18 protein-coding genes and 1 pseudogene are annotated in these 24041 nt (G+C 69.1%); 15 read left to right on the forward strand and 4 right to left on the reverse strand.

Annotated features, from left to right (window positions below; genetic code table 11):
- The 9 genes from BQ8420_RS09150 to BQ8420_RS09190 form a co-directional block, all read left to right on the forward strand.
- Positions 1–476 (forward strand): DUF2752 domain-containing protein (locus BQ8420_RS09150; protein WP_369825488.1); only part of this gene is annotated, 476 nt, incomplete at its 5' end.
- A 171-nt stretch (positions 477–647) separates the two neighbouring features.
- On the forward strand, positions 648–1454 hold the full coding sequence (gene trpC / locus BQ8420_RS09155; protein ID WP_087097410.1) for an indole-3-glycerol phosphate synthase TrpC: 807 nt from the start codon (positions 648–650) through the stop codon (positions 1452–1454).
- Between the two features lie 248 nt (positions 1455–1702).
- Positions 1703–2920, forward strand: a complete 1218-nt coding sequence (trpB, locus tag BQ8420_RS09160; protein WP_087097411.1) for a tryptophan synthase subunit beta — start codon at positions 1703–1705, stop codon at positions 2918–2920.
- Positions 2920–3732 carry a tryptophan synthase subunit alpha gene (gene trpA, locus BQ8420_RS09165; protein WP_087097412.1) on the forward strand — a complete coding sequence of 271 codons (813 nt, stop codon included), beginning with the start codon at positions 2920–2922 and terminating at the stop codon, positions 3730–3732. The genes trpB and trpA overlap by 1 nt, the downstream gene beginning before the upstream one ends.
- Positions 3733–4078: 346 nt before the next feature.
- The gene (locus tag BQ8420_RS09170) at positions 4079–4582 is read left to right on the forward strand and encodes a MauE/DoxX family redox-associated membrane protein (protein WP_087097413.1); all 504 of its coding nucleotides are present in this window, start codon (positions 4079–4081) and stop codon (positions 4580–4582) included.
- Positions 4583–4639: 57 nt separating this feature from the next.
- Positions 4640–5617 carry a thioredoxin domain-containing protein gene (locus tag BQ8420_RS09175; RefSeq protein WP_087097414.1) on the forward strand — a complete coding sequence of 326 codons (978 nt, stop codon included), beginning with the start codon at positions 4640–4642 and terminating at the stop codon, positions 5615–5617.
- A gap of 55 nt (positions 5618–5672) precedes the next feature.
- On the forward strand, positions 5673–6782 hold the full coding sequence (gene lgt, locus BQ8420_RS09180; protein ID WP_087097425.1) for a prolipoprotein diacylglyceryl transferase: 1110 nt from the start codon (positions 5673–5675) through the stop codon (positions 6780–6782).
- Positions 6783–6885: 103 nt separating this feature from the next.
- Positions 6886–8076 carry a hypothetical protein gene (locus BQ8420_RS09185; RefSeq protein WP_087097415.1) on the forward strand — a complete coding sequence of 397 codons (1191 nt, stop codon included), beginning with the start codon at positions 6886–6888 and terminating at the stop codon, positions 8074–8076.
- Positions 8077–8280: 204 nt separating this feature from the next.
- Positions 8281–9300, forward strand: a complete 1020-nt coding sequence (locus BQ8420_RS09190; protein ID WP_235006014.1) for a hypothetical protein — start codon at positions 8281–8283, stop codon at positions 9298–9300.
- Positions 9301–9378: 78 nt separating this feature from the next.
- On the opposite strand, the gene BQ8420_RS09195 is transcribed toward BQ8420_RS09190, so the two are convergent.
- Positions 9379–11148: a bis-aminopropyl spermidine synthase family protein gene (locus BQ8420_RS09195; RefSeq protein ID WP_087097416.1), complete on the reverse strand. Its 1770-nt coding sequence runs from the start codon at positions 11146–11148 to the stop codon at positions 9379–9381.
- Positions 11149–11711: 563 nt separating this feature from the next.
- Between BQ8420_RS09195 and gltB the strand changes: the two genes are divergently transcribed.
- The 4 genes from gltB (at position 11712) to BQ8420_RS09215 (ending at position 19169) form a co-directional block, all read left to right on the forward strand.
- On the forward strand, positions 11712–16268 hold the full coding sequence (gene gltB / locus BQ8420_RS09200; protein WP_087097417.1) for a glutamate synthase large subunit: 4557 nt from the start codon (positions 11712–11714) through the stop codon (positions 16266–16268).
- A 29-nt stretch (positions 16269–16297) separates the two neighbouring features.
- A complete protein-coding gene (locus tag BQ8420_RS09205; protein ID WP_087097418.1) occupies positions 16298–17752 on the forward strand; it encodes a glutamate synthase subunit beta in 1455 nt (484 codons plus the stop codon).
- A 67-nt stretch (positions 17753–17819) separates the two neighbouring features.
- Positions 17820–18203 carry a DUF2784 domain-containing protein gene (locus tag BQ8420_RS09210; RefSeq protein ID WP_087097419.1) on the forward strand — a complete coding sequence of 128 codons (384 nt, stop codon included), beginning with the start codon at positions 17820–17822 and terminating at the stop codon, positions 18201–18203.
- A 72-nt stretch (positions 18204–18275) separates the two neighbouring features.
- Complete coding sequence (locus BQ8420_RS09215) at positions 18276–19169, forward strand: prenyltransferase (RefSeq protein WP_087097420.1); 894 nt, start codon at positions 18276–18278, stop codon at positions 19167–19169.
- Positions 19170–19439: 270 nt separating this feature from the next.
- On the opposite strand, the gene BQ8420_RS32640 is transcribed toward BQ8420_RS09215, so the two are convergent.
- A complete protein-coding gene (locus BQ8420_RS32640; RefSeq protein ID WP_235006015.1) occupies positions 19440–19700 on the reverse strand; it encodes a hypothetical protein in 261 nt (86 codons plus the stop codon).
- 211 nt (positions 19701–19911) lie between these two features.
- Here BQ8420_RS32640 and pyk point away from each other — a divergent pair, with 211 nt between their 5' ends.
- Entirely contained in the window at positions 19912–21342 is a 1431-nt protein-coding gene (gene pyk / locus BQ8420_RS09225) for a pyruvate kinase (protein ID WP_087097421.1), read from the forward strand.
- 116 nt (positions 21343–21458) lie between these two features.
- Here pyk and BQ8420_RS09230 read toward each other — a convergent pair whose 3' ends face one another.
- Entirely contained in the window at positions 21459–22406 is a 948-nt protein-coding gene (locus tag BQ8420_RS09230; protein ID WP_087097422.1) for a DUF1266 domain-containing protein, read from the reverse strand.
- A gap of 259 nt (positions 22407–22665) precedes the next feature.
- Entirely contained in the window at positions 22666–23601 is a 936-nt protein-coding gene (gene bla, locus BQ8420_RS09235; protein ID WP_087097423.1) for a class A beta-lactamase, read from the reverse strand.
- 138 nt (positions 23602–23739) lie between these two features.
- Here bla and BQ8420_RS09240 point away from each other — a divergent pair.
- A pseudogene (locus BQ8420_RS09240) lies at positions 23740–23973 on the forward strand (LysR family transcriptional regulator); the annotation flags it as partial.
- Positions 23974–24041 lie beyond the last annotated feature (68 nt).

The raw sequence follows: 24041 nt of genomic DNA on the forward strand, positions 1-24041 counted from the left end.
CGCCGAGGGCCCCGACCCTGGCCGACCGGGTCGGGGCCCTCGGCGCGCGCATCCACCCCGGTACCTGGCCGATCGCCCTGGGCGTCCTCGGACTGGTCGGCGCGGCGATCCTGCACACCGCCGACCCCAACGACCCCGGTAACATCTACCCCGGTTGCCCCTGGTTGGCACTCACCGGCACCTTCTGCCCGGGCTGCGGGACCACCCGGGCCATGGCCGCCCTCACCCACCTGGACGTGGCCGGCGCCGCGAGCATGAACCTCCTGCTCCTGCTGTGCCTGCCCTACCTCGCCTACGCCTACGTGTCCTGGCTGACCCGATCGCTGCGCACCGACCCCGGGCCCAGACGCGTCGTGGCGGTCAGACCCTGGATCGCCTGGACCATCCTGGGCGGTTTCGTCGCCTTCTGGGTACTGCGCAACCTGCCCTGGTTCTCCTTCCTGGCCCCGGGAACGCCCCTCCTTCCCGTCTGGTGAGCGAGAAACCTCCGACCTGCCGGGGCCGGCGACCTCCACGCGGGCCAGGGTGGATACGATGACCACCACACGGTGTGACGGCGACGCGTCCGTAAGCTCGCCGAGCCGACCCGCGCCCCAGGAGCCGGATCGGTCACCGTGCATCGCAACTTCACGAGGGAGTAAGAACTGGTGAGCGTGCTCGACGAGATTCTCGAGGGAGTACGCGAGGACCTGGCGCAGCGGCAGGAGGCCCTGCCGTTGGACCGCCTCAAGGCCAAGGCCGAGTCGGTGCCCGTCCCCGCGGACGCCGAAGCCGCCCTGCGTCGCCCCGGCGTCCACGTGATCGCCGAGGTCAAGCGCGCCAGCCCCTCCAAGGGCCCGCTCGCGACCATCGACGACCCCGCCGACCTGGCCCGCGACTACGAGGCCGGCGGCGCCACCTGGATCAGCGTGCTCACCGAGAAGCGCCGCTTCCACGGCAGCCTGGAGGACCTCCAGAACGTCCGGGCCGCGGTCGACACCCCCTTGCTGCGCAAGGACTTCGTCGTCAGCTCCTACCAGCTGTGGGAGGCCCGCGTCTTCGGTGCCTCCGCCATCCTGCTCATCGTCGCCGCCCTGCCCCAGGAGGCGCTCGTCTCCCTGGTCGAACGGTCCCGCTCCCTCGGCCTGACCCCCCTCGTCGAAGTACACGACGAGGAGGAGGTCACCCGCGCCCTCGACGCCGGGGCCACCGTCATCGGCGTCAACGCGCGTAACCTCAAGACCCTGGAGGTCGACCGGGACACCTTCGCCCGGCTGGCCCCGCTCATCCCCGCGGACCGCGTCAGAATCGCCGAGTCCGGGGTTCGAGGCCCGCACGATCTGCTGGCCTACGCCGGTGCCGGCGCCGGAGCGGTCCTGGTCGGAGAGAGCCTGGTGCGCGGACGCAACCCGCGTGAGGCCGTCGCCGACCTGGTCACCGCCGGAGCACACCCCGCTCTGCGCGACCGGAACTGACAGGGAACCACCACCGATGGGAACGACGACCACGCGCACGGAGCGGTACGCGTACACGCTCCACCGCAGATGGCGATGGCTGTAGGGAGCCCGAGGACACACCTGTCCGCGGGTTCCCGCCGCCGCGTTGGCCCTGACCACCGAGCCGCCCGAGCCGGGCGGCGCACACCGGTCGACGCGCGGCACCTCCGCGGCGCGGACGCCGGCGGGGGAACGCCGCGGTCGGCCTCCTTCCAGGAGAACTTCCCATGAGCCACGCTCTTCCGGTGCCCGACGCCGGCGGACACTACGGCCGTTTCGGTGGCCGTTTCGCGCCCGAGGCCCTCATCGCCGCCCTCGACGAGGTCGAGGCCCAATGGGCCAAGGTCAAGGACGACGCCGACTTCCAGGCCGAACTCGACCACCTGCTCAAGTCCTACGCCGGACGCCCCAGCCTGCTCACCGAGGCGCACAACTTCTCCGAGCACGCCGGCGGCGCCCGCATCCTGCTCAAACGCGAGGACCTCAACCACACCGGCTCGCACAAGATCAACAACGTGCTCGGTCAGGCCCTGCTCGCCAAGCGCATGGGCAAGACCCGCATCATCGCCGAGACCGGGGCCGGGCAGCACGGCGTGGCCACCGCCACCGCCTGCGCCCTCCTCGGCCTGGACTGCCGCATCTACATGGGCGAGCAGGACACCGAGCGTCAGGCGCTCAACGTCGCCCGCATGAACATGCTCGGCGCCGAGGTGGTCCCCGTGACCATCGGCAGCCGCACCCTCAAGGACGCCATCAACGAGACGTTCCGCGACTGGGTCGCCAACGTCGACCACACCCACTACCTGTTCGGTACGGCCGCCGGTCCGCACCCCTTCCCGAAGCTGGTGCGCGACCTGCACTTCGTCGTGGGCGCCGAAGCCCGCGAACAGGTCCTCGAACTCACGGGCAGGCTGCCCGACGCCGTCGCCGCCTGCGTCGGCGGCGGCTCCAACGCCATCGCCATCTTCGCCGCGTTCATCCCCGACGAGGACGTCGCCCTGTACGGCTTCGAGGCCGGGGGAGAGGGCGCCGACACCGAGCGCACCGCCGCCTCCATCACCGCCGGCAGCCCCGGCGTCTTCCACGGCGCCCGCACCTACGTCCTCCAGGACGAGTACGGCCAGACCCTGCCCAGCCACTCCATCTCCGCCGGGCTCGACTATCCGGCCGTGGGACCCGAGCACGCACATCTGGCGGCCACCGGCCGCGCCACCTACGAACCGGTCACCGACGCCGAGGCCATGGCGGCCTTCCGGTTGCTGTGCCGCACCGAGGGCATCATCCCCGCCATCGAGAGCGCCCACGCCCTCGCCGGCGCGCTGCGCCTGGGCAAGGAACTCGGCCCCGACTCCGTGATCCTGGTGAACCTCTCCGGGCGCGGGGACAAGGACGTCAACACCGCCGCCGACTACTTCGGCCTCGTCGACTCGGAGGGACAGGCGTGATGCCGACCACCACACTGCAGAGCAAGATGGCCCGGACCCGTGAGGCCGGTCGCGCCGCGCTCATCGGCTACCTGCCCGCCGGTTTCCCCGACGTGGACTCCTCCATCCGGGTCGTCCAGGCCATGGTCGAGGGCGGCTGCGACGTCATCGAGGTCGGCCTGCCCTACTCCGACCCCATGATGGACGGGCCCACCATCCAGCGGGCCGCGGGTCAGGCGCTGGCAGCCGGCACCACCACCGACGACGTGTTCCGGGTCGTGGAGGCCACCGCGGCCACCGGCGCCGCCGCCCTGGTCATGTCCTACTGGAACCCGATCGAACGCTACGGCGTGGAGCGCTTCGCCACCGATCTGGCCAAGGCCGGGGGAGCCGGGGTCATCACCCCCGACCTCATCCCCGAGGAGGCCGACGAATGGGTCGCGGCCTCCGACAAGGCCGGGCTCGACCGCATCTTCCTGGTCGCGCCCTCCTCCACGGACCGTCGACTGGCGCTGACCACCGAGGCCTGCGGCGGCTTCGTGTACGCGGCCTCCCTCATGGGCGTCACCGGCACCCGCACCGAGGTCTCCGACACCGCGGAGACCCTGGTCCGACGCACCCGCGAGGTCACCCGTGAGTCGGGGCTGCCGATCTGCGTGGGACTGGGCATCTCCAACGGCGCACAGGCCGCAGAGGTCGCCGCCTACGCCGACGGGGTCATCGTGGGCGCCGGGTTCTGCCAGCGGATCCTGGACGCCCCCGACCTGGAGACCGGTCTCGTCGCCGTCCGCTCCTTCGCCGAGGAACTCGCCGAGGGCGTTCGGTCTCGTTAGGCGGGCCTCTCCGAGGTCATTCAGGGACCCACGTCCCTTGCGGTGGGCCGCGCCGTCACGGCGCGGCCCACCGTTCTCCGTCCCTGGTCAAGGCCCGGGTTAAGAGAGTGAGAATCGGGTGAGAAGAGGCCCGAAAGCACGTGGATCAGCCCCACGGCGGCGGATTCGATGATGAGATGGCGGGTGCCCCGAGCATCGGAGAGCGCCCTTCGCACACCCGGATTTCACACCCCTGTGTCATGCGTGCACTACACACAGTAGGATCTGTTCCGACGTGAAGAGCGGTGGAACGCGGAACCCGCGCCACGCTCGCGGTAGACCGACCCCCACCTTCCGAAGGCCCCAGATGACGGACACACTCGACGACACCCCGAAGGCGCCCACGCGCTGGGAGACCATCCAGCCCTGGATCAGCCTCGCCTGCCGCCTCGGCCTGGCCGCCGTCCTCATCACCGCCGCCGTCACCAAGTACCCGCCGGCCCTGTCGATCCAGGCCGTGGAGGCCTACGACCTCTTCCCCACCGAGGTCGCCCGACTCATCGGCTACACCCTCCCGCTCTTCGAACTCGCCCTGGCACTCCTGCTCCTGTTGGGTCTGGCCACCCGCTACTCGGGGGCCGTCGGCGCGATCCTCATGGTCCTCTTCATCGCCGGGATCGTCTCCGCCATGGCCAGGGGCCTGTCCATCGACTGCGGCTGCTTCGGCGGTGGCGGCCAGGTCGACCCCGAAGAGACCAGTTACGGGGTCTCCATCGCCCGCGATGTCGCCTTCGCCGCCATGGGCGCCTTCGTCGCGATCTGGCCCCGTTCACCCTTCGCCCTCGACCGCGTCCTCGGGCTGTACCGGTGACCCCGACGAGCACCGAGACGACGATCGACCATCCGAAAGTCAGAAACAGAGGAAAGCATGGGGAGTGAAGCGCGCAAGCGCTCCCGCGAGAAGCTCAAGGAACAGCGGGAGAAGGAGAGGCGGTCCGCCCGACGCAAGAAGAACCTCCTCGTCGTCGGTATCGCCGCCGCCGTGGTCCTGCTCATCGTCGGGGTCGGCTACGCCGTCATGACCTCGGGCGAGGACGAGGGCTACGAAGGTGAACTGGCCGCCCAGGTCCTCCAAGAGGACGGCAGCGTGGTCATGGCCGACGAGGGCGTCTCCGTGCCCGTCGTCGAGGTCTACGCCGACTACCAGTGCCCCGCCTGCCGCCAGTTCGAACTCCTCAACGGCGACCTCCTCAAGGAGCGGGCCGCGAGCGGCGAAGCCATCGTCCACTTCCGGCCGGTCAGCATCTTCGCCCAGCAGCCCACGCCCATCAGCAGCAACTCACTGCGCGCCGGCGCCGCCGCTCGGGCCGCCGCCGACCACGGTGTCTTCGTCGCCTACAACGACCTGCTCTTCGAGAACCAGCCCGCCGAGGGCCGCGCGGGCTTCACCGTCGACGAACTCAAGGAATGGTTCCGCCAGACCGACGCCGACGAGTCTCAGGCGAGCGAGTTCGACGAACGCGTCGACGCCGAGGCCGAGATCGTCGACCGATTCACCGAGGAGTTCCTCCCCGACCTGACCGCGGACGCCACCGAGGAGATCGGCGAGGAGACCCTGGGAACCATGGTCCTGACCGACCTGCTCGCCTGGGGAGCCGACAACGGACACGACCCCTCCTTCCTCGATGGGACGTACACGGGCGAGATCATCGACGCCACGGGAACGGCCTACACTCGCTACAGCGGAGACAACATGTTCCGCGGTACCCCTGCCGTTTACATCAATGGCGAGTTGCTCGACAACAACTCCGCCATGACCGCACGCGGCCTTTCCGAGGCGATCGCCTCCGCGAGCGCGGGCGAGGTCGAGACCGAGCCGATGGGCGACGGGGGTGACGCGGAGTAGAACCCCTGAACAGACTCCCCGCGCGCGGGGCGGATCCGAGAGCAGAGCAGTGACATTGTCGTCGACAGCTTCGGAGGGCGCGGCCGATTACGGCCGCGCCCTCGCGGCCATTCCCAGCCCCCAGGTCAACTCGATCCCCATCGGGCCTCTGGAGATCCATTTCTACGCCCTGTGCATCCTCGCCGGCGTCATCGTCGCCGTCTTCTGGAGCGAGCGTCGTTGGAAGGCCATGGGCGGTGAGCCCGGCACCATCATGGACATGGCGGTATGGGCCGTCGTCCTCGGGCTCATCGGCGGTCGCCTCTACCACGTCATCAGCGACGCGCAGTTGTACTTCGGTCCAGGCAAGGAACCCATCCGCGCCCTGTTCATCTGGGAGGGCGGCCTCGGTATCTGGGGAGCGATCCCACTCGGGGCCGTCGGTGTGTGGCTGGTCGCCCGCAAACGCGGACTGTCGATGTCCAAGCTCGCCTTCGCCATCGCCCCCACCATCCCCCTCGCCCAGGCCCTCGGCCGCTGGGGCAACTACTTCAACCAGGAGCTGTTCGGGCGTCCCACCGACCTGCCCTGGGCCGTGGAGATCAACCTCACCCCCGAGGGTTACCTGCGCGCCGGCATGGAACCCGGTGTGAGCACCTACCACCCCACCTTCCTGTACGAATCCCTGTGGTGCCTGGGCCTGGCCATCCTCCTGGCCTACCTGGGCCGGCGCTTCGAGAGCTCACTCCAGGGCGGACGTCTCTTCGCCCTGTACGTCATGGGTTACTGCGCGGGCCGCTTCTGGATCGAGTACCTGCGCGTGGACCCGGCCAACGACTTCTTCGGCCTGCGCTTGAACAACTGGACCTCCATCGTCGTGTTCCTGGGCGCCCTCGCCTACTTCGTGTGGGCCGGCCGCCGCCTCGACCGCTTCTCCACCGCCGTCGTCCCGCACGGCCACGACGCCGGTACCCAGGTGTTCGGCGACACCGGCGCCAAGACCGAGGAAGAAGGCACCGTATACAGCGCCGTCGACACCGACGAATCGGTGTTCGACCAGGGCAGTGGCGTGTCTGACGAAGCCGGTACGGAATACCACCCGAGCCCTGAGCGATCTAGTAGCGAGGGCTCGACGGAGGACGACGCCAAGGGCGCGGGAGACGACTCCGGGTCGAAGCCCGAGTAACTGCGGGGACGCCGATTTCCGGCGCCTCGGCCCATGGCCGACGGCGCTTCGGGCCATTCCGCACCAGTCGAGCAGACCATGGGTTGGCGATTTGAGAAAGACCGTGAGCAGAGCCGAGTCCGGTTTCGGACGCAAGAAGCGGCGCGGCGGCTCCCGTCGTGCCACCGGCAACCGAACCGAAGAGCACGCCGACGACTACGGGCGTGACGACGACCAGGGTTACGACCCGGAGGAGGACTTCTCCGCCGAGTACGGACACACCCAAGGCCGGTCGGGCCATGAGGACTCCTACGAGGAGTACGACTACGACTACGACGACGCCGAATACGACGATGCCGGTTACGACGACCGTGATGGGGACGACCCCCGGGCGGCCGAGGCGACGGGCGGCCGTCGGAGCGGACGACGCAGGGGCAAGGACAAGCGCGGCATGGGCCGTGTCTCCGCCTTCTCCGCGTCCGCGATCAAGAAGGTGTCCGTCCTGGGGGACCGGCCCAACCAGATCGTGTACACCCTGGCCGAGCAGAGCAAGCGCAAGCGCGGCACCGCCGTGCTGGGCGTACTCCTGGGTGCCTTCAGTATCGCCCTGATCACACTCCTGGGCGTGCTGTCCTACCAGCTCGTCAGCGGAGGGGGCGGCGGAGCCGCGGGAGGGGACGACTCCATCGTCGCCCCGCCCGAGGGCCACAGCACCCTCACCCCGGAGCAGTACCGCTTCCAGGCCAACGACCCGGAGGTGTTCGGTCCCATCGACGAACGCCCCGGTGACGCCGAACCCATGACGGAGGAAGCGGTCTTCGGTTCCGTGGGGGAACTGGAACTGGGGGACATGAACCTGGAGCTGCGCGACTCCGCGGTCACCGACTCCTGCACCTCCCTGGTGTGGGGCGATGATCTCGGACAGAACCTGATCGACGGTGACTGCGTCAACGCGGCCACCGGTGTGTACTCCGACTCCGACGACGAGTACGTCGCCCAGGTGACCCTGTTCGACCTGTCCGACAGCGAGGCCGCCACCGACACGGCCGCCGCGATGGACCCGACCAACTCCGAGACCGGACCCGGCTTCCTGCTGAGCCAGACCGGTGAGGACGTCGAAGGGTTGCAGGAGGGCTACAGCCAGGCCAGTACCCAGGTCATGGGCCACTACCTGGCCGTGTTCTGGACGGCCGAGGCCGACGGTTCCGAGCCTGGAGACGACTCGGACCTGGCGACCCTGGACGTGGCCTCCATGAGCGCGTTCTCCTTCGTCTACGACGAGGTGGTCGCCTACCGGGGCGACGAAGAGGAATAACGCACGGGGGAGACGAGCGGGAACGTCGCACGGGCGAATCCGCCGACCTGTCCGGCCCTGTCGGACGCCCCGATAGGATCTCGGACAGATCGACCCGCCCGCCAGGGTCGTGTCCGAGGCGGAAGCTCCCTCCCCTCGTATCCCGAGCGAAAGCGGGCCGGTCACCACGAGTGACCGGCCCGAACCCACGGAAAGGTCCTTTGGGTGTCCTCTTCTGAACCCTCGACGCCTGGCAGGCCGGGTCGCCGGAGGAAAAACAGTGAACCCGACGAACAGCAGACGCCGGCCTCCTCCCGAGAGGGTGGGCGCCGACGAAGCGGTGGACGACGCAAGCAGGAACCCCGACGCTTCGGTCGGACGCTGTTCATCCTCGCCGGGACGCTGGTCGTCGCCCTGATCGCTTTGGGCGTGGTCCTGTTCTTCCAGCTCTCGGGGGACGAGGAAGGCGACGCGGCCGCCCAAGAGACCCGACCGGCCGAATACAAGGTCCGCGACGCCGGCAACATGAACGAGGTCCTGGCCTCCCGCGACGTCGACGGTCGAGTCCTCAACGAGGGCGAACTGTTCGAACGCCGCAACGCCGAGATCTCCAGCCAGAGCATCGACTTCACCCTGGAGGAGTCGGACCTGAGCGAGGACTGCTCCGCCGCGGTGTGGGGTGAGGGGGCGACCCAGGCCCTCGCCGATGCCGACTGCAGCCAGGCCGGGCGCGCCACCTACCTCTCCGACAACTACTTCGGCGTGGCCACGGTGTTCAACCTGGCCGACGTCGAGGGCAGCCGCGCGGTGGCCGAGGCCCTGGACATGCCCGCGCCCGAGGAGGGCGAGCCCGCCGAGGAGGTCGTCGACCCCGGCTTCGTGCTGCCGCCCTCCGGCGCCGACCCCTTCGACCGGCTCGGCTCGGGCTACAGCGCCGCCGACGCCATCATCAGCGGTCACTACCTGGTCGTGGTCTGGGTACAGCCCACCGGGTCCGACTCGGTCGACGAACGCGTCACCCTGTCCACCCCGCTGGTGGCCCTGGCCAACTTCCGCGACCCGCTCTTTCGCCGCATGATCGAGTACGACGATGACGACTCGGGTACCGAGAGCACGGAGGGCACCGAGGAGACCGGCGGAGAACCCGGTACGGAGCCCGGCACCGAAGAAGTCCCCGGGGAGGTCCCCGGCGAGCAGGAGGGTCTGCCCGGCGAGGAGGAGATCCCGGTGCCGCCCGCGGAGTAGGACCCCCTCGAACACGAAGCGGGCCCACGGAGAGTCGCTCTCCGAGGGCCCGCTTCGTCGCAGGGGTACCGGCCTCCCTCAGGAAGACCTCAGTTCCTCCGCCCGGGCCAACAGCTCAGAGGGCAGCACCCGCAACTCGGAGAACCGGTGCTCGGGCAGGTCCAACAGACTGTGCCCGGACAGCCACGCCGGCGCCGACGCCACCGCCTGTCGGGCCGTGCGCTTGTTCACCGGCCGCCCACCCCAGGCCGTCACCTCCACCAACCCGGTCCGCAACGTCGTGGTCAGCGCCCCGTGCGCCCGCCCCTGGACATGGGCCAACAACCGCCCGGAACTCCCACCGGGTTCGGGGTCGCGCGCCAATCGGATCGCCGTCAGGTCCGACGCGCCGAACCCGCGCAGGAACCGCACCCGCATCCCCGGCTCCACCATCGACCGGAACGCCTTCTGCCCGGCCTCGTCCCGCACCCACTTGGAGGACGACGGCACCAGTACGTACGCGTTGTCCGCGGTCGTGGCCAACGCCACCCGTACCGCGATCCGATCCCAACCACCCGTCAGATCGATCACCGCGCACGGGCCCACCGCCGTGGGAGAGTCCATCCAGGTGGAGAGCCGCACCCGGACCTCCTTGCACACCTCGCGCGGCCAGTCGCCCACCAACGCCGGTGAGCCCTTGGCCTCGTCGGAGCCCTGCCCCGCGCTGTCCTCGGCGACCCGATCCAGCACCGCCCGAGCCCGATCCACGTCCGACCCGCCTCGCGCCTCCTTGGCGTTGACGCCCTGGCTGTACACCCGGGCGCTGTCACCGGTGGGGGAGGAGAGCGTCTTCGACAACGGCCGGAGCACGTACAGGTCGCTGGCGGCGCCGATCGACTCCGCGCCCAGGTAGCGGTTGAAGTCGGGCCACACCGCCTCCATGAGCAACCCCATCCGCACCAACCGCGTCTGGACGGCGGCCGCCAACTTCGGGGTGGTCTCACTGGCCCCGTAGGCCACCAGCACCCGGCCCTTGCGCGGATCGGCCAACCCCTCCACGCCGCGGCGCACGAACAACTCCACACCGTCCGGGGTGTAGGGCGGATCGGTGAAGACCACGTCGGCGCGCTCGCGCAACCTCTGTGGCAGCCCCAACCGCAGGTCGGCGCTGTGCGTGTGGATGGTGACGCCCAGACGCTCCGCCACCGAGTCGATGTGTTCCAGGACCCGCTCGTCCAGGTCCACGACCTCCACCTTCGCTCCGGGCAGCACCAGTGCCAACGCCAGCGACGTCAGGTCGTGGTCGCCCACGCACAACAGGGTGCGGTGCGACAGGTCGAAACGGGTGGTCAGGAACAGGGCGCGGCGCAGGGCCGTCTCCGCGGTCGCCGCCACGTGGTCCAGGTTCAGATCCGAGGCCGGGCCCTCGGCCACCGCACGCACCAGCTCCGCGGCGGCCCGCGGGTGTTCGGGCAGCAGGTGCGCCACCGGGTCGGCCGGCATCGGCGCCGTCGCCCCTTGGTAGTGGGAGGGACGCAGCAGCCGGTAACGGTCACCGTCCCGGTCCACTTCGTCGGCCTCGTCGAGGGTCTGGAGCAGCGAGCGCACCACGGAGTGGGCGATGCCTCCGGCCCGCACCAGGTCGTTGGCGCTCCACCAGCGTCCGTCGGAGAGCAACGCCAGGATGAGGCGTGGGCGAGGGGCATCCACTCCGTACTCGTTCAGGAACGTCTCCGCCGCTTGGGGCAGGGGAGGGCTCGCCCCGGGGCGGGGCGCCGCCGGGCTGTCCAGGGCCGGGGTTTCCGGTACACGTGCGGGGTCGCTTGAGGTCCCGGAATCCGGGCCGGGGGAAGTCGGGTGTCCTGCCATTCCGCGATCCTCCCACGGTGTGCGCACCACACCGGTGACGCAGGTCAGGGTGGTTCGTCACCGATGAGGGGGATATCACTCCCGGGGCGGGTTCCTCCCCCTTGGGGAAGTGGGCCGATACCGACATAACATGAGGCCACGTCGGTGCGGACTCTTCTCGTCTTCCGGTGAAGATCCGGCCACGGTCCGGTGTTGCCCGCGCCGACGAAGGTTTAGCGGGGTTCCCACGTGGAACAACGGGCAAAGCCGGCCATCATCGGAAAAGCACACGCCTTCCGAGAGGGATCGGGCGCCACCCTTCACCGGGTGGGCGCACGCAGGCCCATCACGTACCGATTCGCATCGTGATCGGGCCGGCGTGTATAAGAGAACCTGCCCGAACCGGGCGACCCGACCGCCATCGGCGTCACGAGGACGTGAACGCGACACGACAGGCATCCGGGGTACCGGCGAAGGCAGGACCCGCCTCCCGTGGCGGACACAACTCCATCACGTACGCAGCAGGGCCAATGTCGTCCCGAATGCGCTTTTCACGAAGCCGACAAAAGACGACAGGAGGACAGATGCCTGCTGGAAACGTGCGGCGTTCGTCCGTCCGAACGAACCCCGAAGCCACACCCCAGGGCCTGTACGACCCCGTCCACGAACACGACGCCTGCGGCGTCGGCTTCGTGGCCGACCTCACCGGACGTCCCAGCCACGACATCGTGCGCAAGGCGCTCACGGTCCTGCGCAACCTCGACCACCGAGGCGCCTCCGGGGCCGACCCCGACGACGGTGACGGCGCGGGCATCCTGACCCAGATCCCCCACGATCTCTACACCGAGGTCTGCGACTTCGACCTCCCCGACGCCGGCGCCTACGCCACCGGCATCGGATTCCTCCCCGCCGACGCGGCCGAACGCGCCGCCGCCGTCGAGCGGATCGACACCATCGTCACCGACGAGGGCCTCACCCTCCTGGGATGGCGCGAGGTCCCCTTCGAGCCCCGCTACAGCGGTCCCGCGGCCCGCGAGGTCATGCCCTACTTCGGGCAGCTGTTCATCACCGGCCGCCAGGGCACACCCACCGAGGGCCTCACCGGAATCGACCTCGAACGCTACGCCTACTGCGTCCGCAAGCGCGCCGAACACGAGACCGACGTCTACTTCCCGAGCCTGTCCCCGCGCACCATCGCCTACAAGGGCATGCTCACCACCCCCCAGCTGGAGCCGTTCTTCCCGGACCTGTCCGACCGTCGCTACACCTCCGGTCTGGCCCTGGTCCACTCCCGGTTCTCCACCAACACCTTCCCGTCCTGGCCGCTGGCCCACCCGTTCCGCTACGTCGCCCACAACGGTGAGATCAACACCGTCAAGGGCAACCGGAACATGATGCGCTCGCGTGAGGCCAAGCTCGCCACCGACCTCATCCCCGGCGACCTGGACCGCGTCTTCCCCATCGTCGACCCCGACGACTCCGACACCGCGTCCTTCGACGACGCCCTGGAACTCCTCCATCTCGGTGGCCGCTCCCTGCCGCACGCCGTCCTGATGATGATCCCTGAGCCCTGGGAGAACCACACCGAGATGGACCCGGCCGTCCGGGCCTTCTACGAGTACCACTCCACCCTCATGGAGCCCTGGGACGGACCCGCTTCGGTGTCCTTCACCGACGGCACCCTCGTCGGTTCCGTCCTGGACCGCAACGGCCTGCGTCCCGGCCGCTACTGGGTCACCGAGGACGGCCTCGTCGTCCTGGCCTCCGAAGCCGGCGTCCTCGACATCGACCCCGCCACCGTCGTGCGCAAGGGCCGCCTGCAACCCGGCCGCATCTTCGTCGTCGACACCGCCCAAGGGCGCATCATCGAGGACGAGGAGATCAAGGCCGAACTCGCCGCCCAACACCCCTACCAGGAGTGGATCGACTCCGGCGTCCTGCGCCCGAGCGACCTCCCCGACGTCGAAGCCGCCCCGGTGACCGAACTCGACCTCGCCCAACAGGTGTTCGGCTACACCGAAGAGGAACTGCGGATCATCCTCACCCCGATGGCCCGCACCGGCGCCGAACCGATCGGCTCCATGGGCACCGACACCCCGGTGGCGGCCCTGTCCGACCGCTCCCGCCCACTCTTCGACTACTTCTCGCAGAACTTCGCGCAGGTCACCAACCCGCCACTGGACTCCATCCGCGAAGAGATGGTCACCAGCCTGGCCACCCTCCTCGGAGCCGAACACAACATCCTGGCGGCGGAACCCGGCGACACCCGGCGCCTCGTCCTGCCCACACCGGTGGTGGACCAGGCCGGACCGGCCGCCATCGTCGCCGCGGGGGAGACCGACCCGGCACTGAAGACCTTCACCGTCGACGGCACCTACCCCGTCGACGGCGGCGGCGACGCCCTGTCCGGTCGCCTGGAGGAGATCAACACCGAGGTCTCCACGGCCATCGCCGACGGCGCCCACATCCTCATCATCAGCGACCGCCGCGCCGACACCACCCGCGCACCCGTCCCGTCACTGCTGCTGACCGGGTCCATCCACCACCACCTGGTCCGCGAGAAGACCCGAACCGAGGTCGGCCTCGTCATCGAAGCCGGCGACGTCCGTGAGTGCCACCACGTCGCCCTCCTCCTCGGCTACGGCGCCTCCGCGGTCAGCCCCTACCTGGCACTGGAAACCGTCCGCGACATGGTCCGGCGCGGCACCCTCGGCGACGTCGACGCCGACACCGCCGTGCGCAACACCCTCAAGGCCTACGCCAAGGGCGTCCTCAAGGTCATGTCCAAGATCGGCGTCTCCACGGTCAGTTCCTACACCGGCGCCCAGATCTTCGAAGCCCTCGGCCTGGGCCAGGACGTCATCGACCGTTGCTTCACCGGCACCACCTCCCGCCTGGGCGGCGTCGGCTTCGACGTCCTCGCCGAAGAGGTCGCCATCCGCCACCGCCGCGCCCACACCGTCAACCCCAACGCCCACCGGCGCCTGGAGGTCGGCGGCGAGTACCAGTGGCGCCGCGAGGGCGAACCCCACCTGTTCAACCCCGAGACGGTCTTCAAACTCCAGCACTCCACCCGGAGTCGCGAGTACGAGATCTTCAAGGAATACACGAACAAGGTCGACGACCAGGCCGAGAAGCTCATGACCCTGCGCGGGCTCTTCCGACTCAAGGAAGGCGTGCGCGAACCCCTCTCCATCGACGAGGTCGAACCCGTTTCGGAGATCGTCAAGCGCTTCTCCACCGGCGCCATGTCCTACGGCTCCATCTCCGCCGAAGCACATGAGACCCTCGCCATCGCGATGAACCGCCTCGGCGGCAAGTCCAACACAGGGGAGGGCGGCGAGAACCCGGACCGCTTCACCCCCGACGCCAACGGCGACCTGCGCCGCAGCGCCATCAAGCAGGTCGCCTCCGGCCGCTTCGGCGTCACCTCGCACTACCTCACCAACGCCGACGACATCCAGATCAAGATGGCCCAGGGCGCCAAGCCCGGCGAGGGCGGCCAACTGCCCGGCCACAAGGTCTACCCGTGGGTGGCCGACACCCGCCACTCCACCCCCGGCGTCGGACTCATCTCACCGCCGCCCCACCACGACATCTACTCCATCGAGGACCTCGCCCAACTCGTCCACGACCTCAAGAACGCGAACCCGTCCGCACGGGTCCACGTCAAACTGGTCTCCGAAGCGGGTGTGGGCACCGTCGCCACCGGTGTGTCCAAGGCACACGCCGACGTCGTCCTCATCTCCGGCCACGACGGGGGAACCGGCGCCTCACCGCTGACCTCCCTCAAGCACGCCGGCACCCCCTGGGAACTCGGCCTCGCCGAAACCCAGCAGACCCTGCTGCTCAACGGACTGCGCGACCGCATCGTCGTCCAGGCCGACGGCCAGATGAAGACCGGCCGCGACGTCGTCGTCGCCGCCCTGCTCGGCGCCGAGGAATACGGCTTCGCCACCGCGCCCCTCGTGGTCTCCGGCTGCGTCATGATGCGCGTCTGCCACCTCGACACCTGCCCCGTCGGCGTCGCCACCCAGAACCCCCTCCTCCGGGAACGGTTCTCCGGCAAGGCCGAGTACGTGGTGAACTTCTTCGAGTTCATCGCCCAAGAGGTCCGTGAATACCTCGCCCGGCTCGGCTTCCGCAGCCTCGACGAGGCCATCGGCTCCGTCGACCTGCTCGAAACCGCCGCCGCCGTCGACCACTGGAAGGCCCAGGGCCTGGACCTGTCGCCCATCCTGCACGAGGTCGAACCCGTCGCCGGCGACCACCGCTCCCGGCGACGCGGCCAGGACCACGGCCTCGAAAAGGCCTTGGACAACACCCTCATCCAGCTCAGTGAGGGCGCCCTGGACTTCGGTCGACCCGTCGCACTCGAACTGCCGGTCCGCAACGTCAACCGCACCGTCGGCACCATGCTCGGCCACGAGGTCACCAAGCGCTACGGCGCCGAAGGCCTGCCCACCGACACCATCGACGTCACCTTCACCGGATCCGCGGGACAGTCCTTCGGCGCCTTCATCCCCAAGGGCATCACCCTGCGCCTCCAAGGCGACGCCAACGACTACGTCGGCAAGGGCCTCTCCGGCGGCCGCGTCATCGTCCGCCCCGACGAGAACTCGCGCCTGGTCGCCGAGGACCACATCATCGCCGGCAACGTCATCGGCTACGGCGCCACCTCCGGCGAACTCCACCTCCGCGGCATCGTCGGCGAACGCTTCTGCGTCCGCAACTCCGGCGCCACCGCCGTCGTCGAAGGCATCGGCGACCACGGCTGCGAGTACATGACCGGTGGCCGCGCCGTCGTCCTCGGCCGCACCGGCCGCAACTTCGCGGCCGGCATGTCCGGAGGCGTCGCCTACGTCCTGGACCTGGACCCCGAGCGCGTCAACGGCGAAATGGTCGAGGTCGAGGAACTCACCGATGACGACCGTGACTTCCTCACCGGAGTCCTCACCCGCCACCACGCCGAAACCGGTTCCACCGTCGCCGAACGCCTCCTGGTCGCCGGCCACCGGGGGCTCGACCGCATCGCCAAGGTCATGCCGCGCGACTACAAGCGCGTCCTGCTCGCCCAAGCCGAAGCCGAAGCCGAGGGACGCGACGTCGACGAGGCCGTCATGGCCTCCGCGCAGTCCTGAGAAACCGGTCCACGAAAGGAGGAAGAACCATGGCAGACCCCAAGGGTTTCCTGAAGATCACCGAGCGAGAGCTCCCCACGCACCGCCCCGTCGACGTCCGTATCCAGGACTGGCGTGAGGTCCACGAGGACTTCGACCGAGGGACCGTCACCAAGCAGGCCTCACGCTGCATGGACTGCGGCATCCCCTTCTGCCACAACGGATGCCCCCTCGGAAACCTCATCCCCGAGTGGAACAACCTCGTCCACTCCCACGACTGGGCCGAGGCGATCGAACGGCTCCACGCCACCAACAACTTCCCCGAGTTCACCGGCCGCCTCTGCCCGGCGCCCTGCGAATCGGCCTGCGTACTCGGCATCGACCAGCCCGCCGTCACCATCAAGAACGTCGAGGTCTCCATCATCGACCGCGCGTGGGAGGAAGGCTGGGTCAAGCCCCTGCCCCCCACCCACCGCACCGGCAAGAAGGTCGCCATCGTCGGCTCCGGGCCCGCGGGCCTGGCCGCCGCACAACAACTCACCCGAGCCGGTCACGACGTCACCGTCTACGAGCGCGCCGACCGCATCGGCGGCCTGCTCCGCTACGGCATCCCCGAGTTCAAGATGGAGAAGCGGCACATCGAACGCCGCATCGCCCAGATGACCGCCGAAGGCACCACCTTCCGCACGGGCGTGAACGTCGGCATCGACCTCACCGTCGAACGGCTCAAGACCGACAACGACGCCGTCGTCCTCACCGGCGGCGCCACCCGGTGGCGCGACCTGCCCGCCACCGGCCGCGAACTCAACGGCATCCACCAGGCCATGGAGTACCTGCCCCTGGCCAACAAGGTGCAGGAGGGCGACCTCGACCGCGCCCCCATCCACGCCGAGGGCAAGCACGTCATCGTCATCGGCGGCGGAGACACCGGCGCGGACTGCGTCGGCACCGCCCACCGCCAGGGCGCCGCGTCGGTCACTCAGCTGGAGATCATGCCCAAGCCCCCGACCACGCGCCCCGACCACCAGCCCTGGCCCACCATGCCCATGCTGTACAAGGTCACCAGCGCGCACGAAGAGGGCGGCGAGCGGATCTACTCCGTCAACACCCTGGAATTCCTCGGCGACGAGAACGGCGACGTCCGCGCACTGAGACTCGTCGACGTCGAACGCGGCCCGAACGGCTTCGAACCCATCGAGGGCACCGAACGCGAGATCCCCGCCGACCTCGTCACCCTCGCCATGGGCTTCGTCGGCCCGGAGAAGGAAGGCATGATCGAGGACCTCGGCGTCGAACTCGACGGCCGCGGCAACGTCGTCCGCGACAGCGACTACGGCACCACCGTCGACGGTGTCTTCTGCGCCGGTGACATGGGCCGCGGACAGTCCCTCATCGTGTGGGCCATCGCCGAGGGCCGCTCCGCCGCCGCGGGCGTGGACCGCCACCTCACCCGGGACACCACCCTGCCGGTCGCCATCCCGCCCACCGAACGCCCCCTCGTCTGACCAGAGGGGAACAGACGTCGGGCGCGGGGTACTATCCCGCGCCCGACACGCGCTCTAGGCTCACCCCATGATCTACCGACTCGTCGGCGAAGGCGCCATGGTCCTGCACATGGCCTTCCTCGTCTACGTCGCCCTCGGCGGATTCCTCGCCTGGAAATGGCCCCGAGCCTTCTGGCCCCACCTGGCCTGCGCCCTCTACGGCCTCGGCGTCACCGTCATCGGATGGATCTGCCCCCTCACCCTGATCGAGAACTGGGGACGGGAACAGGCAGGGCAGGCGGGCCTGCCCACCGAAGGGTTCATCGAGCACTACCTCACCGGCGTCATCTACCCGACCGAACACCTCATCACCGCCCAACTCCTCGTCGCCCTCAGCGTCGCCGTCTCCTGGGCCGGATGCCTCCTGCTGTACCTGCGCCGCCGACGCGAGCCCTCCGAGAACAGGGCGTAAAGATCGCGAATGGATCCCGCGCACGTCCTTCACCCCCAGGTCACACGCGTCTACGGTCGAAGTATGACCGTTATGACCTGGGATTCGTACCGCGCAGCCGACCACTTCATCATGCGCAGCGCCCGGCTCATCGACCGGCACCGCTTCGCCTTCCACTTCCAAGCAGCGCCCGCACAGCCCGTCCACACGACCCTGGCCGCCCACCGCAACATCGACGGCGGCTACGGCAACGGCCTCGAACCCGACCTTCGCGGCCACGGCAGCCAACCCGTCGCCACCGAACTCGCCCTGCGTTACCTCGACGAACTCGGTGCCATCCCCGAGGACGTCGGACAGGGCATCTGCCGCTTCCTCGCCACCGCCGCCAACGCCGACGGCGGCCTGCCCGCCGTGCTGCCCACCGTCCACCACACCGAAGCAGCGCCCTGGTACCGCAACACCCGCGACTTCTCCAGCCGCCTCGACGTCACCGCGATGATCACCGGGCTGCTCCACAAGAACAACCTCGCCCACCCTTGGCGGGACATGGCGACCGCCTACTGCTGGAAGAGCATCGACGCGCTCCACTGGACGAACCCGCACGAGGCCATCGGCATCTGCACCTTCCTGCAGTACGTACCCGACCGGCCCCGCGCCGTGACCACCATGAACCACCTGGTCACCAAGATCCGCCCCGTCATCGAAGTCCACCCGAGGGCCACCGGCCACGTGCATACGCCGCTCGACCTGGCCTGCCACCCCGCGCACATCGCACGACCGCTCTTCACCGACGCCGAGATCACCCGCAACCTCGAAGCCTTCGAAGAGGAACAACGCCCCGACGGTGGCTGGGACGCCTGCTGGGACCACTGGGACACCACCGCGACCATCGAACGCCAAGGCATGCGCACCATCCAACGCCTGCGCATCCTGCGCGCCTACGGTCGCCTGGTACCCGACCTGCCACACCCACGCCGCTCCCGCTGAGCGCCCCGAACACGTGGCGCCCCGCCGCGCTCGGGGCGCCACCCGGCGACGCGCCCTCACCCCAACGCCAACACTCGCACCCCCGCAGCCTCCACCACCGCGCGCTCGACCTTCTCCGGAGTACGACCCGTCACCACACGCACCGCACCCAGGACGTTCGCGTCAAGCGCGACCGCAATTCCGCCCAGAGGCGACCCAACATCCGCCCCGGTTCGGCTGCGTCCGAGCGACGCCCGGCCCGTTCCAGGGCGCCGTCGATCCGGGCCCGGTTCACCTCCGGGGAGAAACGCACCCGCGGCGAGTAGTACCCCGCCACCGACACCAGCGCGGCGGACGAGGCCGCCGGGCCCCGTCCAACCCCACCAGGGCCTGATTCAACGCGCCCACCGTGTGCACCGACAACGCCGCCACGTCCCACGGCGCGCATCGTGTCGGCTTCACCACGTCCGACTCCGACAGCCCCAGCAGCACCTCCTCCAAGGCCGTCACCTCGTCCGCCAGAGCCGCCACCACCACGCCACGTCCGAACACCCCGCCCCACCCTCCACCGACGACGAAACGCCCACAGGCCGACGACCCGAGGAAACCCTCCGAACAGCCCTACCACCCCCTCCGAACACCCGAACACCCCACGAATTCGGTCACCGAGGGTGATCAAATTCGCTCCCGCTCCACCTCGCATACGTCCATTCGCAACCTGGTTTAGACCACTCCATCCCCCGGACGCTCTAAAGTGATACATGTGACACGTCGAGCAAAGATCGTTGCGACCCTTGGCCCCGCCACCTCGAGCCCGGAGACCCTCCGGCAACTCGTGGACGCGGGCTTGGACGTCGCCCGCCTCAATCTCAGCCATGGAACCCATGACGACCACTACGCGAGCCTGACCAACCTCAGGCAGGCCGCACAGGACGCCAACCGACCGGTCGGCGTCCTCGCCGATCTCCAAGGGCCCAAGATCCGCGTCGGCACCTTCCCCGACGGGCCCATCGAACTCGAAGCCGGGGACGAGTTCACCGTCACCATCGAGGACGTTCCCGGAGACCAGAACAGGGTCTCCACCACCTACAAGGGCCTCCCCGGAGACGTCCGCCCCGGCGACCGCGTCCTCATCGACGACGGCCGCGTCGTCCTGGAGTGCACCAAGACCACCAGCACCGACGTACTGACCCGCGTCATCTACGGTGGCCCCGTCTCCAACCACAAGGGACTCAACCTCCCCGGCGTCTCCGTCAGCGTCCCCGCGCTCACCGAGAAGGACGAGGAGGACCTGCGCTGGGCCCTGCGTCAGAACGTCGACATGGTCGCCCTCTCCTTCGTGCGCAGCCCCTCCGACGCCGAGGAATGCCACCGCATCATGGACGAAGAGGGCCTCACCGTGCCCCTCATCGCCAAGATCGAGAAACCACAGGCGGTCGAACGCCTCCAGGACATCATCGAGGTCTTCGACGGCGTCATGGTCGCCCGCGGCGACCTCGGCGTCGAACTGCCCCTGGAGAACGTCCCGATGGTGCAGAAGCGCGCCGTCGAACGCTGCCGCGACAAGGCCAAACCGGTCATCGTCGCCACCCAGATGCTCGAATCCATGATCGGAGCGCCCCGGCCCACCCGCGCCGAGACCTCCGACGTCGCCAACGCCGTCCTCGACGGCGCCGACGCCGTCATGCTCTCCGGCGAGACCAGCGTCGGCAAGTACCCCATCGAGACCGTCGAGACCATGGCGCGCATCGTCGGCGCCGCCGAGCAGGAATCCCTGCGCGCCTCGCACATCCTCAACCGGGTGCCCGAGACCACGGGCGGCGCCATCGCCCGTGCGGCCGCCGAGATCGGCGCGACCGTCGGCGCCAAGGCCCTGGTCGCCTTCACCATGTCCGGTGAGACCGCCCGGCGCCTGGCCCGCTATCGCTCGCCCATCCCGCTGCTGGCCTTCACCACCGAGAGCAGCACACGCGGTCACCTCTCCCTCACCTGGGGAGTGGAGTGCAGCCTGGTGCCGTGGGTCGACAACACCGACGACATGGTCCGCCAGGTCGAGAGCGAGCTTTTGCAGCTCGGCGACTACCACCGGGGTGACAAGGTCGTCATCGTCGCCGGTAGCCCGCCCGGAACCACCGGTTCCACCAACTTCCTGCGCGTCCACCGTCTCGGCGACACCGTCGCCCTGAACAACTGACGCGGGGCGCCCACGGCGCCTGAACCCACGGGCCGCATCAGGTCCGGCCCGGAGCCCGGCGCACATGAGCCACGCCGGAGCGTTCCGGGCCGACCGGTGCGGCCGCAGAGCGCGGTTCAGTCCTGGTTCGAGGACGCACCCTCGAACGGAACCCGCTCCAACGGCATGTCCCACGGCAACAGGTTCCACGGGCTGCCCGGGGCGTCGTCCAACAGGCCCAACGCCACCCACAGCCGGTCCGAGTCCCCGTGGTCGCCTTCCACACCCTTGTCCGGCCACAACAGGTAACCCGCGTGGAAGGCCGACGACAACTGCCCCCACGACGAGTACCGCCGTTGCAGGTCCGAGGCCACCCGCCGCAGCAGGGTCTGCGTCTCCACCGGACTCAACCAGTCCAGCGACGCCCCACCGCACACCAGCCGGATGACGTGCACCGACTTCCACCACTGGTAGGCGCCGATCATCACCGTCTCGTCGCCCTCGGCCAGCCCGGTGACCGACCGCAGCCGCTCCACCTGGTGATCGGACAACCGCACCATCGCGCCGGTGTCCTCACCACCGCCGGGCAGACGCGAACGCGCCGTCCCCGACCGCAGGTCCACCGCCAGGTCCAGGCTCGGTCCGGAGTGCAGCTCCTCCAACAGGCCCTCGACCGCGGCCAGCAGCGACTCGCGGTCCACCACCGACCACTGGCGTTCCAGCATCCGTCGGTAGCGGCGTCGTAGGCTCGGCCGGGCGACCACGTCCCAGGGTTCGGCCAACGCCACCCGGAACGGCGCCGCGACCGCCGCCGCCCACCGCTCGGTGCTCAACGGGGCGTCCGGCGACTTCGTCCGGATCGTGGGCTGTTCTCGCGAACCCACCACCAATTCGGCGAACGAACCCGCGGTCAATGCGAGCACCGGCAGGAACGACCAGCCGGGAAGGTCCAGGGCCACCAGTACGACCGCGAGCAACGCCACCGGAGTCCACAACCACGGCTGGCGACGTCGAGATCCCCAGGCCACCACGACCCAGGCCCCGATCACCAGCGCGCCGATCACCCCGGCCAACGCGGTCAACACCCGATGCCCCTCTCCTTGCTCCCAGCCCGTTCAGACCGGGCTACACGTCTTCAAGGATCAGGGACGGCGGAGCTCCACCGCGACCGAACCCACGGGTTGTGCTCAGGTTGTGGCCGTGATGTGACCGGTTCCGTCTGCTTGCATTCTCATAAAGTGACAAAAGGCCTATTTGGGGTTGAAATGGTCGGGTAGTTACGGAGGTTCCGGCCGGCCTGTCCCACAACGACCAGAACCCCCGCGAATCCACCGATACCGCAGGTCAGCCCATCGCCTCCACCACGACCTCGGAGGCCTCCGCGATCAACGCGTCATCGGACTCCGCGTCCTCCGCGTCCCGACTCGACAACACCGCCAGCACGATCGGGTCACCCTCCTCCGGCCACAGCACACCGATGTCGTTACGCGTCCCGTAACCCCCGCTGCCGGTCTTGTCACCCACGACCCACCCCTGCGGGACCCCCGCCCGGATCAGATCGTCCCCCGTCGTGTTCCGCACCAACAGATCCACCAACACCTCACGCCGATCCTCCGGCAACACGTCCCCCAACGTGAACGCCTCCAGACTCTCGGCCATGGCCCGCGCCGAACTCGTGTCCCGCTCTTCCCCCGGCGTGGCCTCGTTCAACTCCACCTCGTACCGGGTCAGGTTCGTCACCTCGTCACCGGTCAGCTCGCCCACCGCCTCGGTGAACCCCTCCGGACCGCCGATCTCGTCCAGCAGGATGTTCGCCGCCGCGTTGTCGCTGTAACGCACCGTCGCGTCGCACAACTCCAACAACGACATCCCCGAATCCAGGTTCTCCTCCACCACGGGGGAGTGCGGCACCAGAACCCCCTCATCGAAGGTCACCACCCGCTCCATCTCCTCAAGCGAGTTCTCCGAGAGAACCACCCCCGCCAACAACGCCTTGAACGTCGAAGCGAACGCGAACCGCTCATCCTCCTGGAACGCCACCACGTCCCCCGAACCGGTGTCCACCGCGTACACCCCCAACCGCGCGTCGAACTCCTCCTCCAACGCCTCGAACTCCGCCGACACATCCGCCACCACACCCGCGGACTCCGCCGCCGACAACGACGCGGACCCCGAAGTCGCCCCCGCGCCCTCCGAAACCCCACAACCCACCAACGGCACCAACACCGCCGCCGCCACGAAACCGCGCACCCTGAACCCCGACACCCTGAACTCCGGCATCACAAACCCCATCGAAACCCCCAACACTCGACGATCACGAACCACGACCGGCCCGCACCCGCAGTGTCACTTCCCACCACCCATGCCGTCCAAGACCAAAACAACCATTCTCATGCCATAACCGCATAACCTAAGGTCATGGACCTCGTAGGAGCCTGCAACGCCTTCGTCCACGTCAGCGACCGAGGCAGCTTCACCCACGGCGCGGCAGCCGCGCACATCCCCCAACCCGTCGCCAGCCGACGCATCGCCGCCCTCGAAAAACACCTCGGCGCACCCCTCTTCGACCGCACCGGACGACACCCCACCCTCACCCAATTCGGCCACGCCGTCCTCCCCACCGCCCGACGCCTCATCGACCTCGCCCACACCTGTCACTTATACACAACTGACGCTGCCGACGAATAGAGAGGTGTAGATCTCGGTGGTCGCCGTATCAT

Origin of the sequence: Nocardiopsis sp. JB363 (genome assembly GCF_900143625.1) — a bacterium.
Lineage (GTDB): Bacteria > Actinomycetota > Actinomycetes > Streptosporangiales > Streptosporangiaceae > Nocardiopsis.

What these genes read in the sequence shown, in the direction of transcription:
- BQ8420_RS09215 (WP_087097420.1), top strand. Translation starts at nt 18,276, where the DNA reads ATGACCTGGGATTCGTACCGCGCAGCCGACCACTTCATCATGCGCAGC.
- gltB (WP_087097417.1), top strand. Translation starts at nt 11,712, where the DNA reads ATGCCTGCTGGAAACGTGCGGCGTTCGTCCGTCCGAACGAACCCCGAA.
- BQ8420_RS09170 (WP_087097413.1), top strand. Translation starts at nt 4,079, where the DNA reads ATGACGGACACACTCGACGACACCCCGAAGGCGCCCACGCGCTGGGAG.
- trpA (WP_087097412.1), top strand. Translation starts at nt 2,920, where the DNA reads ATGCCGACCACCACACTGCAGAGCAAGATGGCCCGGACCCGTGAGGCC.
- BQ8420_RS09195 (WP_087097416.1), bottom strand. Translation starts at nt 11,148, where the DNA reads ATGGCAGGACACCCGACTTCCCCCGGCCCGGATTCCGGGACCTCAAGC.
- BQ8420_RS09175 (WP_087097414.1), top strand. Translation starts at nt 4,640, where the DNA reads ATGGGGAGTGAAGCGCGCAAGCGCTCCCGCGAGAAGCTCAAGGAACAG.
- BQ8420_RS09210 (WP_087097419.1), top strand. Translation starts at nt 17,820, where the DNA reads ATGATCTACCGACTCGTCGGCGAAGGCGCCATGGTCCTGCACATGGCC.
- BQ8420_RS09205 (WP_087097418.1), top strand. Translation starts at nt 16,298, where the DNA reads ATGGCAGACCCCAAGGGTTTCCTGAAGATCACCGAGCGAGAGCTCCCC.
- trpB (WP_087097411.1), top strand. Translation starts at nt 1,703, where the DNA reads ATGAGCCACGCTCTTCCGGTGCCCGACGCCGGCGGACACTACGGCCGT.
- bla (WP_087097423.1), bottom strand. Translation starts at nt 23,601, where the DNA reads ATGCCGGAGTTCAGGGTGTCGGGGTTCAGGGTGCGCGGTTTCGTGGCG.